This is a genomic window from Sulfitobacter sp. NFXS29 (assembly GCF_040148765.1).
In the GTDB taxonomy this organism is placed as follows: domain Bacteria; phylum Pseudomonadota; class Alphaproteobacteria; order Rhodobacterales; family Rhodobacteraceae; genus Sulfitobacter.
The window spans coordinates 40,535-53,552 of record NZ_JAGDED010000001.1 but is presented as its reverse complement, the minus strand read 5'-3'; the positions used below and the strand labels follow the sequence as shown (position 1 = coordinate 53,552).

The 13,018-nt window shown below is 60.9% G+C and carries 14 protein-coding genes; 10 read left to right on the top strand and 4 right to left on the bottom strand.

What is annotated here, in order from left to right; translation table 11 throughout:
* Positions 1–8 precede the first annotated feature (8 nt).
* Both J3456_RS00315 and J3456_RS00310 read right to left on the bottom strand, forming a co-directional pair.
* Positions 9–1,430, bottom strand: coding sequence for a dihydrolipoyl dehydrogenase family protein (locus J3456_RS00315; RefSeq protein ID WP_349578412.1), 1,422 nt, complete (start codon positions 1,428–1,430; stop codon positions 9–11).
* Positions 1,427–2,161, bottom strand: coding sequence for a TVP38/TMEM64 family protein (locus J3456_RS00310; protein ID WP_349578410.1), 735 nt, complete (start codon positions 2,159–2,161; stop codon positions 1,427–1,429). Before J3456_RS00310 ends, J3456_RS00315 begins: the two co-directional genes overlap by 4 nt.
* Before the next feature lie 318 nt (positions 2,162–2,479).
* Here J3456_RS00310 and rpmH point away from each other — a divergent pair, with 318 nt between their 5' ends.
* The 10 genes from rpmH (at position 2,480) to J3456_RS00260 (ending at position 10,875) form a co-directional block, all read left to right on the top strand.
* A complete protein-coding gene (gene rpmH / locus J3456_RS00305) occupies positions 2,480–2,614 on the top strand; it encodes a 50S ribosomal protein L34 (protein ID WP_007118882.1) in 135 nt (44 codons plus the stop codon).
* A 26-nt stretch (positions 2,615–2,640) separates the two neighbouring features.
* Entirely contained in the window at positions 2,641–3,063 is a 423-nt protein-coding gene (gene rnpA / locus J3456_RS00300) for a ribonuclease P protein component (RefSeq protein ID WP_349578409.1), read from the top strand.
* Positions 3,060–3,281, top strand: coding sequence for a membrane protein insertion efficiency factor YidD (gene yidD / locus J3456_RS00295; RefSeq protein WP_349578407.1), 222 nt, complete (start codon positions 3,060–3,062; stop codon positions 3,279–3,281). Before rnpA ends, yidD begins: the two co-directional genes overlap by 4 nt.
* A 66-nt stretch (positions 3,282–3,347) precedes the next feature.
* Positions 3,348–4,217, top strand: coding sequence for a tRNA 2-thiocytidine(32) synthetase TtcA (gene ttcA / locus J3456_RS00290; protein WP_259946236.1), 870 nt, complete (start codon positions 3,348–3,350; stop codon positions 4,215–4,217).
* A gap of 107 nt (positions 4,218–4,324) precedes the next feature.
* On the top strand, positions 4,325–5,866 hold the full coding sequence (locus J3456_RS00285) for a putative bifunctional diguanylate cyclase/phosphodiesterase (RefSeq protein WP_349578405.1): 1,542 nt from the start codon (positions 4,325–4,327) through the stop codon (positions 5,864–5,866).
* A gap of 289 nt (positions 5,867–6,155) precedes the next feature.
* Complete coding sequence (yidC, locus tag J3456_RS00280) at positions 6,156–8,027, top strand: membrane protein insertase YidC (RefSeq protein WP_349578404.1); 1,872 nt, start codon at positions 6,156–6,158, stop codon at positions 8,025–8,027.
* Positions 8,027–8,764, top strand: a complete 738-nt coding sequence (locus tag J3456_RS00275; RefSeq protein WP_349579115.1) for an MOSC domain-containing protein — start codon at positions 8,027–8,029, stop codon at positions 8,762–8,764. The genes yidC and J3456_RS00275 overlap by 1 nt, the downstream gene beginning before the upstream one ends.
* A complete protein-coding gene (gene yihA / locus J3456_RS00270) occupies positions 8,764–9,414 on the top strand; it encodes a ribosome biogenesis GTP-binding protein YihA/YsxC (protein ID WP_120351813.1) in 651 nt (216 codons plus the stop codon). Before J3456_RS00275 ends, yihA begins: the two co-directional genes overlap by 1 nt.
* Positions 9,415–9,451: 37 nt before the next feature.
* On the top strand, positions 9,452–10,315 hold the full coding sequence (argB, locus tag J3456_RS00265; RefSeq protein WP_349578403.1) for an acetylglutamate kinase: 864 nt from the start codon (positions 9,452–9,454) through the stop codon (positions 10,313–10,315).
* A 65-nt stretch (positions 10,316–10,380) separates the two neighbouring features.
* A complete protein-coding gene (locus J3456_RS00260; RefSeq protein WP_349578402.1) occupies positions 10,381–10,875 on the top strand; it encodes a SixA phosphatase family protein in 495 nt (164 codons plus the stop codon).
* A gap of 62 nt (positions 10,876–10,937) precedes the next feature.
* Here J3456_RS00260 and J3456_RS00255 read toward each other — a convergent pair whose 3' ends face one another.
* Complete coding sequence (locus J3456_RS00255; protein WP_349578400.1) at positions 10,938–11,705, bottom strand: amino acid ABC transporter ATP-binding protein; 768 nt, start codon at positions 11,703–11,705, stop codon at positions 10,938–10,940.
* A 14-nt stretch (positions 11,706–11,719) separates the two neighbouring features.
* Complete coding sequence (locus tag J3456_RS00250; RefSeq protein ID WP_349578398.1) at positions 11,720–13,018, bottom strand: amino acid ABC transporter permease; 1,299 nt, start codon at positions 13,016–13,018, stop codon at positions 11,720–11,722.

The window sequence follows — 13,018 nt, the reverse complement described above, 5'->3', positions numbered from 1 at the left end:
GAGCTATCTCAGGGCAACAGGCGCTGCACGGCGCGCACGACCGCTTTAACCAACGAACTTTCGAAGAGGCGCGGACTAAAATAGGCCCCCGCCGCGCGTTTGTTGATTTCCGAGATCGTGGGGTAAGGGGCGACCATAGCGGCAATCTGGCTCATCTTCATGTTATTGACCAGCGCAAGCGACCACAGAGTGATCAATTCGCCCGCCTGATGGCCGACGATGCTGGCCCCCACGGGGCGCCCCTTGACCACCATGACTTTGATGAACCCTTTGGTCTGACGCTCGGCGATGGCGCGGTCGTTGTGGTTATAGTGAAAACGCACGACCTCCAGTTTGTCGCCATGTTCTTCGCGTGCCTGCGCCTCGGTCAACCCGACTTGCGCCAGTTCCGGCGCGGCATAGGTGACCCATGGAATATGGTGCAACTTGGTCTTGCTCGGCAGGCCAAAGAGGATTGAGCGGATCACCACCCCAGCGTGATAGCCCGCCACGTGGGTGAATTGCAGCCCGCCAGCCACGTCGCCGATGGCATAGACGCGGCGGTTGCTGCTGCGCAGACTGTCATCGACCTTGATGCCTGCTTTGGTGGTTTCCACCCCCGCCTTATCAAGGTCGAGCCGATCAACGTTGCTCTTGCGCCCCACGGCCATCAACAGGTGCGAGCCTTTGATGACACGGCCATCCTTGGTCTCAACCGTGATCGCGCCCGCCGCGCCACTGATCTTGGCGGCATCGCTACCCTCTTCAAAGGCCACCCCCTCGTTCCGCAGAGTCTGCAAAACCACCTCGGACAATTCGGGGTCATCCTTGCCAAGCGCGCGGCTGCCTTCGATCACGGTGACTCTGCAGCCCATCCGCACATGGGCCTGCGCCATCTCGATGCCGATGGGGCCACCCCCGATGATAATCAGATGCTCCGGCTTTTCCCGCAGATCAAAAAGTGTTTCGTTGGTCTCATAGGGCACATCTTTCAGCCCCGGAATCGGCGGCACTAGCGGGGATGACCCGGTGGCCACGACGATCCGCCGCGCGGTGATGATCGTATCACCCGCCTGCACCTCTTTATCGGAAATGAAACGCCCGTATTCACGGATCACCCGCACGCCCAAGCCCTCAAACCGCTCAACCGAATCGACCGGCGCGATTTGCGAGATCACATCGGCCACGTGATCCTTGGCCGCGGCGTAATCCACCGCTCCCGCGGCGTTTTCGACCCCATATTGCGCGCTGTGCTGTTGAGCATAGGCTGTCTTGCCGGTCTTGATCAGCGCCTTCGACGGCACACAGCCATAGTTCAGGCAATCGCCGCCCATCTTGTGCCCTTCGAGCAAGGTCACATCCGCGCCCATCTGCACGGCCCCCGCCGCCACCGACAACCCGCCAGAGCCTGCGCCGATGATCAGAACGTCGGTCTTGATACGGGTGGTCATTTCAGCAGATCCTTCTTGCCGGTAATTGTCTTAATCGCCACAGGCAGCAGCGACAGCACGCAAAGACCCAGAATGGGCAGCAAAATATGGGGCTCAAAGATGATCCCAAGGTCGGGCGTCTCACCTCGGGCAAAAACCGCACCTAGCCCAGCCCCGACAGAGGTAAAGACCAGCGCCCCCGGCATGATGCCGAAAAATGTCGAGATGGCGAAGCGAAACAGCGGCACCCCAAGAAAAGCAGGTACCAGATTCGCGACGAAGAACGGCACCACCGGCACGAGCCGGATAAAAAAGAGCATCGACCATTGGTTATCGTCGATCCCCGCTTTGATCTTACGCACCACCCCCTCCGAGGCATCCATCCGCGCCTTCAGTCGGTCGCCCAGCCCCCATTGTGCGGCCAAAAAGATCACAATTGCGCCCAACGTCGCGCCGCCCACGTTATAAAGGACGCCCGGAAACAGACCGAATAGAAAACCGCCCGTGAGCGTGGCCACCGTGGCCCCCGGCAGCGAAAAAGCCACGATCACCACATAGGCCGCGACAAAGGCCAGCGCGGTCAGCAGGTAATTGCTGTCCCGAAAGGCGATGAGCGCCTCACGATTGTCGCGCAGGGCATCGAAACTCAGGTAATCGCGCAAAGTAAAAGCGCCGATGGCGGCGACCACCACGATCACCGCGAGGGGCAGGTAGCGCATCAGCGCGGGCTTACTTTGGTCATCGCGGCTCATTTCAGTACTTTCATTGGGCCTACATCAGACCATTTGTCGTTTCCTTAATGATGGCGTTAAGCGGCAGGTAGGAACAGGCTCCTCACGCGCGCTTGATAGGACTTGTGCCCAAAGGCCCGATTTCGCAGGCTAGAAGGGCGAACTGAAACAAACCGCCCCCTTCTGACCGGCATTTTGTTGCAAAGCGCAGTTTTTCCCTGTCAGGGGGTTTGACTTGCGCGCCCCGCCGCATTAGAGGACGGGCTTGAATTGACGCTGGCCGCGGTGGAACCCTTCAAGTGATTCCGTGCCCAGCCAGCTTTAGATGGAGACGGAGCGATGAAACGCACCTTTCAACCCTCGAACCTCGTGCGCAAGCGGCGCCATGGTTTCCGCGCGCGCATGGCCACCAAAGCCGGCCGTAAGATCATCAATGCACGCCGCGCACAGGGCCGGAAATCGCTGAGCGCGTAAGCGCCCTCGATCTTCGGAACCAGAATATGACACCGCCGGAGGCACCCTTGAATGGCACTTGCGCCACGAAGGGGAACCCTGCCCCGGCGGTTTCTCTGCGTCTGGAAACCCTGACCAAACGGGCGAACTTTCAGCGTGCCAGCCGCGCCAAACGTGTGGCGACCGCCGGTTTTATTCTACAGATGCGACCCCGCCGGGAGGATGAGCCCAGCGCGGCGCCCATTCGCGTGGGATTTACCTGCTCGAAAAAGGTCGGCAACGCCGTGGCCCGCAACCGCGCCAAGCGCCGCCTGCGTGAAATCGCACGGCTGACGCTGCCTCAAGCTGGGCGCGCAGGCATGGACTATGTCTTTGTCGGGCGGCGCGAGGCGACAGCGGCCCTGCCCTTCGACCAGTTGCTTGCCGATCTCACCCGCGCGCTTGAAATCTTGCACGGGGCGCGCAAATGAGCCCCTTGGCGGTGCTGCTCGCCCTGCCGGTGCGCGGCTACCGGCTGATTTTCAGCCCATGGGTTGGATACAATTGCCGCTATCAGCCTACCTGCAGCGCCTATGCGTTGGAAGCCTTGCAAAAACACGGCGGGCTGCGGGGGGGATGGCTGGCCGCACGGCGCATCGCCCGATGCCACCCTTGGGGCCACAGCGGGATCGACAACGTCCCAGACTAGCGCCACGCTTGCGGCAAAGGGGTAAAATGCCCTAGGTGAAGCCAAGCAGATAGTGAGAGACCGACGATGCTGGACGAAACCAACGAGATTCACCCCCTCTTTGCCGGCGCACCGCAAAGCACCGAGTTCAAGAAACTGCGCAAGCGCATCGTCCGCATGACCCGCGAGGCGATTGACCAATACGGCATGGTGGAGCCGACTGCCGAGGGCGCGCCGAAACCCAAATGGCTGGTTTGTCTGTCAGGCGGCAAGGACAGCTACACCCTGCTTGCGGTCCTGCATGAATTACAATGGCGCGGCCTGCTGCCTGTCGAGCTTCTGGCCTGCAACCTCGACCAAGGCCAGCCGAATTTTCCGGCCACTGTGCTGCCGGAATTCCTTGAAAAGATGGGCGTTCCGCATCGCATCGAGTATCAAGACACCTACTCGATCGTGATGGACAAGATCCCTGCCGGACGCACCTTTTGCGCCCTTTGCAGCCGTCTGCGCCGGGGCAATCTCTACCGGATCGCGCGGGAGGAGGGCTGCTCCGCCGTGGTGCTGGGGCATCATCGGGATGACATCCTTGAAACCTTTTTCATGAACCTTTTTCACGGCGGACGGCTGGCGACGATGCCGCCCAAATTGGTAAACGAAGAAGGCGATCTGTTCCTCTACCGCCCCCTCGCCCATGTGGCTGAAAGCGATTGTGAACGCTTTGCCACGGCGATGAATTACCCGATCATTCCCTGCGATCTTTGCGGGTCGCAGGACGGGCTTCAACGCCAGCAGGTCAAGGCGATTCTCGACGGATGGGAGGCCAATAGTCCCGGTCGTCGGCAAGTTATGTTCCGCGCCCTGATGAACGCCCGGCCCTCACATTTGCTGGATCCCCAGCTTTTCGACTTTGCCGGGCTTACGCGGAACATTGAGAGCACAGAGCAAGAACAATTTTAGATAATAATCCGCGAAAAACCGGTCTCTGTTAACCCACGACACACCCTAAAGGCGATATCCCACCCCCATCAGCGCAGGCATGGCGCGCATTGAAGAGGGATATCGCGATGGCACATTACCGCACCACTGGGCCCAGGCAACTGCGCCAGTCGCTCGCCGCATTGCTTAGCGGTCAGGCCGCGCTAGCCTTTCTCCCCGCAATGTCACTGCTGGCGTTTTGGATCGGCGGTGAAATGGCCCTGATTGGCGTCTCCGCCGCGCTGCCGCTTCTTTTTCTTGCAGGGCAGCGGTTTGGCGAGGGGGCGACGTTACCCAGTGACACGCTCACCGCCATACTACAGCGCAGCACCTTTGAAGAGCTGACCGAACAGATCTTTCAAAGCGCCCGAACACAGGGCCGCTTGGCGGCAACATGCTTTATCGCGCTTGAGGATTTTGACCAGATCATCGAACGTTACGGCCAATCCGCCGCCGATACGATTGCGCTCCAAAGTGGCGAACGTTTGCACAGCGCCCTGCGGGATAACGATATCATCGCCAAAATGGGCGAGGCGCGTTTCGCGATCTGCACGGCCCCGGTCCGCCAGCTTGATCTTGAGCTTTGCATTCAACTCGCCGGGCGGCTTCAGGCCACTTTGGAAGAACCGTTCTTTATCGACGGGGTCACGATCTACCTTACGGCTTCCGTTGGATTTTGCCTCAACACCCGCGCCCCGGGTGGTGATGGCTCCGCTTGGCTTGCTGCCGCCGCCACGGCACTGCGCAGCGGCCAGCGGCGCGGACCATCTTCCATCCGCGCCTTCTCTGACCAGATGCGCCGGGAAACCGAAAGCCGCGCAGAACTCCGCGAGGAGGTCGCGCAAGCATTGGACAGTGGGCAGATTCAACCATGGTTCCAGCCGCAAATTTCAACCGACACCGGCCAAATCACCGGTTTTGAAGCACTGGCGCGCTGGAACCACCCGGTCCAAGGCATGATCCCGCCCTCCGATTTCCTGCCCGCCGTCGAAGAAGCTGGCCTGTTGGAACGTTTGGCCGAGGTGATGATGTATCATTCCTTTGCCGCGCTCAAAGCTTGGGACAGTTCCGGCACCGAGGTGCCCCAGATCGGGGTGAATTTCGCAGGCGGCGAACTTGCCAACCCTCAGCTCATCGACAAAATCACGTGGGAGTTGGACCGTTTTGATTTATCCCCCGAAAGGCTCGCAATCGAAGTGCTGGAGACGGTCGTCGCTTCCGCCGCCGATGATGTGATCACCCGAAATATAAATGCCCTGCGCAAGCTCGGTTGCCGCATTGACCTTGATGATTTCGGTACCGGCCATGCCTCCATCGCATCCATCCGCCGCTTTTCTGTCAGCAGGATCAAAATCGATCGTTCCTTCGTCATGAAGGCCGACCGCGATCCCGATCAGCAACGCATGATCAGCGCCATCCTGACCATGGCCGAACGCCTGGGCGTCGAAACCCTTGCCGAAGGGGTGGAGACGGTAGGGGAGCATGTCCTGTTGGCCCAACTCGGCTGTGACCATGTGCAAGGCTTTGGCATCGCCCGCCCCATGCCGTTTGAACAAACCCTTGATTGGATCGCCCGCCACAATGCGAAACTGCAAGATGTCCCCCGCATCATGAACGGGCGCGCCACATAGCGGCTCAACCCTCGTCCGATCGACACGCGCCAAATGCAGCTCCCCGTACCTGTTCCGGGCAGATGTTACCTCCCTCGCGCCGAGGCCTTAAAACCCCTTCGGCCCCGGCCCCGGCCAAAGCCAGTTCCACGGGGCCCCGCAACCAACCCCGGCGAAACTCCGCAAAACCCATGCCAGATGGGCCAAAACCACGCTACATCGCCCCTAACCTTACCCGATTCCACTTGACCTTTGGCCCCGCACTCTGTTGAACCCCCGTGATATTCAAAGACATCAGGTGGCGGTCCCCATGGACGAACAGAACAAGAATCTCATCCTTGCCACGGCGCTCAGCTTTGCCGTCATCCTCGTGTGGTTCCTCCTGTTCCCGCCCCCCGAAGCCGACCCTGCGTTAGAACCCGGCACAGAGACCAGCCAAACCATCGAGGGCACCTCGGTCCCCGCCTCCGCCGCCGAGACCGCTGCCGCGCCCGGCACGGAGGATGGCGAAGGCGCCGCACCCGAAGGCCGCCGCGCGGCACTGGCGGCTGCCCCCCGCGTGGCCATCGCGACCGATAAAGTCAGCGGCTCCATCTCGCTCATGGGGGGTCGGATCGATGACCTGAAACTGAACGACTACCAAACCACGCTCGACGCAGACGCCGAAATCGTCACCCTGCTCTCCCCCGAAGGATCGAGCGATGCCTATTACGCGCTGCATGGTTGGGCCGCAGGCTCTGGCCTTGCGCCCGATGCCGTGCCGGGTGTCGATACGCTCTGGACCCTGAGCGAGGGCGAAACACTGGGCGTCGACAGCCCCGTCACACTAAGCTGGGACAATGGCGCCGGGCAGGTCTTTACCCGCACCATCTCGGTCGACGACGAATATATGTTCGACATCACCCAGAGCGTGACCAACAATGGCGAAGGCGCGGTGAACCTCGCCCCCTTCGGCATGATCGCGCAACACGGGTTGCCCGAAGACCTGAAAAGCTTCTTCATCCTGCATGAAGGTGCCGTGGCCATGGCCAATGGTGAGCTTTCCGAAGTCGATTGGGACGACATCGCCGAAGCCGACGTGAACAGCACCTGGGGCCGCCCCGCCGTGGTCACCGAAGGCGTCACCGAGGGCTGGGTTGGCTTCACCGATCACTATTGGCAGGCCGTGCTGATCCCCGACGCAGGCGAGACCTTTGAACAGGCGCTCACCTATGACCCGCGCGCGGACACCTACCGTGCCTTCACCCGCCAGCCCACACGCTCGGTCGCGGCAGGCGAAAGCGTGAGCACCTCCAGCAAGTTCTTCGCGGGTGCGAAGGAGTGGGAAACCCTGCAGGATTACCAAGCCTCCGGTGTCGCCAAATTCATCGACAGCATCGACTGGGGTTGGTTCTTTTTCCTGACCAAGCCGATCTTCTGGCTGCTGCATAACCTCAACCAGCTCATCGGCAACATGGGCGTTGCGATCATCGGCCTGACGCTGCTGATCAAGGCGCTGCTCTTCCCGCTGGCCTATAAATCCTACGTCTCCATGGCGCGGATGAAGGAACTTCAGCCCGAAATGGAAAAGCTGAAGAAGGATGCGGGCGACGACCGTCAAAAGATGCAGCAGGGCATGATGGAGCTCTACAAGAAGAACAAGGTGAACCCCGCCGCGGGCTGTCTGCCGATCCTTCTGCAAATCCCGATCTTCTTCTCGCTCTACAAGGTGATCTTTGTCACGATCGAATTGCGCCACGCGCCCTTCTTTGGCCCGTTCCAAGACCTCAGCGCGCCCGATCCGACCTCGATCATGAACCTCTGGGGCCTGCTGCCCTATGCGGCCCCCGAGCCCGGCTCGATGCTGGCGCTGGTGTTCATCGGTATTCTGCCGCTTCTGTTGGGTATTTCCATGTACCTGCAGCAAAAGCTGAACCCGGCCCCCACCGATCCGACGCAGCAGATGATCTTTGCTTGGATGCCTTGGGTCTTCATGTTCATGCTGGGCGGTTTCGCGAGCGGCCTCGTGGTCTACTGGATCGCGAACAACACGATCACCTTCACCCAGCAGTATCTGATCATGCGCAGCCAGGGGTACAAACCTGACCTCTGGGGCAACATCGCAGGCGGCTTTAAACGCACGCCCAAGGGTGATGCCGCCAATGCAGATAGCAAACCCAAATCGGGCAAGTCGAAAAAGTGATGCAGGTCACCGCGCTTAACCGGCACCCGCTCAAGGCCCATGGCCGCGAGACGGTTGAGCGTGTGACCCTGCGCGCCGGGCAGTCGATGCCCTATGACCGGCTCTGGGCCGTGGCCCATGACGCATCCAAAGCCGCGCCCGGAGATTGGGCGCGGTGTTTAAATTTCACGCGAGGGGCGTCTTCGCCGCAGCTGCAGGCGATCACGGCCAAGCTGGATGAGGCGACAGAGAAGCTGACCCTGCGCCACCCGGCGCGCGGCGAAATCACCTTTCACCCCGATCGCGATCAGGCCGCATTCCTTGACTGGGTGCGCCCCTTGGTGGCCGAAGGCCGCGCCGCCCCCGTAGATATCCTGCGGCTCGACGGGCGTGGCTATACCGACAGTGCCGAACCGACGCTCTCGCTCAATAGCCTGGCCTCCCATGCCGCTGTCGAAGCGCTTGCCGGCAGCCCGCTGCAGACCGCCCGCTGGCGCGGCAACATCTGGTTTGACGGGGCCGCCCCGTGGGATGAGTTCGAATGGATCGGACGCGACCTGAAAATCGGCGCGGCGCGGCTGCATGTGTCAAAACGCATCACCCGCTGCCTTGCCACAACCGTGAACACCGACACCGGCGCGCGCGACGTGGATACGCTCGCCGCGCTTGACCAATTGGGTCACCGAGACTTCGGTGTTACCCTAACCGTCACCACCGGCGGAGAGATCGCCGTGGGCGACGAACTGGAGCTGATTTGATGCAAGTGAACTACACCATCGCCGAGGAGCCGGACGCGCCGAGCGCCGAAAAAGGCCGGATGCTTTTCGCCGGTGAGACGACATTCGTTAAAGGCGTGGTGGCGATGGACGGGCTGCCGCCCCCAGACCGGATGGAGGTCTGCTTTGCCGGCCGTTCAAACGTGGGCAAATCGACGCTGATCAACGCGCTGACGGGCATGAAAGCACTGGCGCGGGCCTCTAACACACCGGGACGCACGCAGGAGATTAACTTCTTCACGGCGGGCGAAGAGCATTACCTCGTCGACCTGCCGGGCTATGGCTATGCCAACGCGCCGCTGCCGGTGGTCGAGAAATGGCAGCGTCTGCTCAAGCAATACCTTTCGGGCCGTCAAACCCTGCGCCGCGCCTTTGTGCTGATCGACGCGCGTCATGGCGTCAAAAAGGTCGACAATGAAATCATGTCCCTGCTCGACAGCTCTGCCGTGACCTTTCAGGTCGTGCTGACCAAGGCAGACAAGGTCAAAGAAGCCGAGCGTGAGAAAATCCTGACTCAGGTGAAAGACGCGCTGAGCAAACACCCCGCCGCTTACCCTGAGATTGTGGTCACGTCTTCGGAAAAGGGCTGGGGCATCCCTACCCTGCGTGCCATCATCGCCACGCTGGAATAGCACTTTCCGCCGCTATCGGCTTCCCATGGGTCAACAGATGAGAACGCAAGAAATGAACCGCGACTGGATCGCTACCGCCCAAACCCTCAGCCAAGCTCTGCCCTTCCTGCAACGCTATGCCGATGCCACCGTGGTCATCAAGCTGGGCGGTCATGCGATGGGCAGCGACGCGGCGATGGATGAATTCGCCCGTGATGTCGCGCTGATGCGGCAGGTGGGTGTGAACCCGGTGATCGTCCATGGCGGCGGCCCGATGATCAACGACATGCTGGCGCGGTTAAATATCAAATCCGAATTCGTGAACGGCAAGCGGGTCACCGATGCCGCGACCATGGAAGTGGTCGAGATGGTGTTGTCGGGCCTCGTCAATGCGCGGATCGTGCAGGCGATTTCCGAACAGGGGGGGCGCGCCGTAGGCGTCTCGGGCAAGGACAGCGGTTTGATCGTTTGCGAGCCTGAAGACCCCGCTCTGGGCCTCGTCGGCAACCCGACACAGGTGAACCCGCGCATCCTGCGGGACTTTGCCGATAAGGGCATCATCCCCGTCATCGCACCGCTGGGCATGGGCCGGGGCGGTGAGACCTATAACATCAATGGCGACACCGCCGCTGGCGCCATTGCGGGCGCGCTGAAGGCCGACCGCCTGCTGTTGCTCACGGACGTGGCTGGCGTCAAAGATGGCGCGGGTGAGGTGGTGACCGACCTGACGGCGAGCCAGATCAACGAGATGATCGCCGATGGCACCATTGCAGGCGGGATGATTCCCAAGGTTCAGACAGCACTAGATGCGCTCGAAGGCGGCGTGCGCGCGGCGGTGATCCTCGACGGGCGGGCGCCCAATGCCTGCTTGCTGGAACTGTTCACAGAACACGGCGCGGGCAGCATCATTCGCAAAGGCTGAGGCAAAGCGCTTGCCCCCTGCCCCTGCTTCGCGCCTATGATGGGCCGAGCAGTGAAAGGAATGACATGCGCCGCCTGATCCTAATGCGACACGCGAAATCAGACTGGTCCCACGGCACCAGCGATCATGATCGCCCCCTGAACCCCCGCGGGCGTGGCGCAGCCGAAGCGCTTGGCAACTGGCTGCGGGCGGAAGGGTTTGTGCCTGATGCGGTGCTCTGCTCCACGGCGGCGCGCACGCGCGAAACCTGCGCGCTTCTAGACCTACCTGAAAGCTGCACAGTGACGCACCTGCGCCAGCTTTACCTCGCCGAGCCTGATGAGATCATAGCGACCCTGCGCCAGCGGGCGTCTGGCGACACCCTGCTGCTTGTCGCGCATAACCCCGGCATTGCCGCCGCCGCCGCAGGGCTGTTGCAGGACACGCCCGGCCAAGATGCGTTCGGTCGCTATCCCTCGGGGGCCACCACGGTGATGGACTTCGATATCGACAGTTGGGCCGACCTCGCCCCCGGCAGTGCCGCGTTGCGCGCCTTTACCGTGCCCAAGCAACTGGTCTGAAACGCAAAACGCCCCGACCGATTGGCCGGGGCGTTTGGTTGGCTATCATGCCGTAGCGCGGCTTAGTGTCCCAAAATCTGGCTCAGGAACAACTGTGTGCGCGGGCTTTGTGGGTTGTTAAAGAAGGCTTCGGGCTCGTTCTGTTCAACGATCTGGCCTTCGTCCATAAAGATCACCCGGTTCGCCACCTGACGGGCAAAGCCCATCTCGTGGGTCACGCAGAGCATCGTCATACCCTCTTCGGCAAGCTCGATCATCGTGTCGAGCACTTCCTTGATCATCTCAGGGTCAAGCGCCGATGTCGGCTCGTCGAAAAGCATGATGCGCGGGCGCATGCAGAGCGAGCGGGCAATCGCCACACGCTGCTGCTGACCACCCGAAAGCTGGCCGGGATACTTATTGGCCTGATCGGGGATCTTCACCTTTTCAAGGAAATGCATCGCCGTTTCCTCGGCTTCCTTTTTGGGCGTCTTGCGCACCCAGATCGGGGCCAGCGTGCAGTTCTCAAGGATCGTCAGATGCGGGAAAAGGTTGAAGTGCTGGAAGCACATGCCGACCTCGGAGCGAATCTTGTCGATGTTCTTGAGGTCCGAACTCAGCAGCGTGCCATCGACCTCGATGGTGCCCTTCTGATGCTCTTCCAAAGCGTTGATGCAGCGGATCAGCGTCGACTTGCCCGAGCCCGAAGGCCCGCAGATCACGATACGCTCGCCCCGGTGCACCGTCAGGTCAATGTCGCGCAGCACGTGAAACGCGCCATACCACTTGTTCATGTTCTCGATCCGAATCGCGACTTCGTCGGATACTTTCATTTGTGCGGTCTCAGACATGCGAGAACCCTCCCTTAACGATGGTCAGTCGCAAGACGGCGTTCCAGCCACTGCGAGTATTGAGAAATGCCGTAGCAAACGATGAAGAACAGCACGGAAGCAAAGAGGAAAAGCTCCCAGTAGACGCCGTTCCAATCGGTCGAGGCCAAGATCGGGCCGCGGATCATGCCGATGATATCGAAAAGCGAGATCACCGAGACCAGCGTGGTGTCCTTGAACAGGCCCACCGCGATGTTGACGATGCCCGGGATCGAAATCTTCAGCGCCTGCGGCAGGATGATCAGCCGCATCGCCTGCGGGTAATCAAGGCCAAGGCTGTCGGCGGCCTCGTATTGGCCCTTTGGCAGCGCGGCCAGACCGCCCCGGATCACCTCGGCGATGTAGGCCGATGAGAACATGGTGATCATGATCACGACGCGGATGAAGAGGTCCACGCCCGAGCCCGGCGGGAAGAAATAGGCCAGCATCACGTTCGCCACGAACAGAAGCGTGATCAACGGCACGCCCCGGACGAATTCGATGAAGACCACGCAGATGCCTTTGACGATCGGCAGGTGGGACTGACGCCCCAAAGCCAGCGCAATCCCGATCGGCAGCGACAGCGACACACAGGTGATGCCCAGCATCATGTTCAACATGAAGCCACCAAGGTCACGGCTGGGGATCGCTTGCAGCAGTGGCGAGGCGGGGCGCAATGCCTCCCCTATAAAGCCACCGATATACCAAACGATCACCGCGACAACGAGGCCACCCGCCAGCGCCATGGCAAAGCTTTTCTGCACCAGACGGCTGTAGACGATATAGCCTGCAATGACGCCCAGGAGGGCAAAGATCGGCCCCCAGATTGGACCGCCCCAGATCAGCCAGAAGGCAAGAAACGGGTAGACGCCAGTGAAATAAAGCAGCTTGCGCGGCAGGTCGATGAAGAGCACGGGGGCCACCGCAAGGAACAGCAGCACCAGCGCGAGAGTCGGACGCCAGTATTGATCACTGGGATATTTGAACCCGAACAGGAGCTGATGCCAACGCTCGCTCAGCACCGAGAAACAGGCCCCCGTGGCCCCGTCCAGTATCTCACGACATTCAGACAGGCTGCTAGCCGACCAAACGCCGTTCAACAGCCATGGCAAAGAGCCGGCGAGCAACAGATAGAGGAAATAAAGCGCCACCACCGTCAGGAGGGCATTCGCCCATGTCGGGAAGAGGTTGTCTTTCACCCATTTTACCGGGCCGCCAACCTTGTCCGGCGGTGCCGAAGGCGGCAGTGAGGTTTCACGCACGAAGGCGATGGATTCAGCATGTGTGTCTGACAT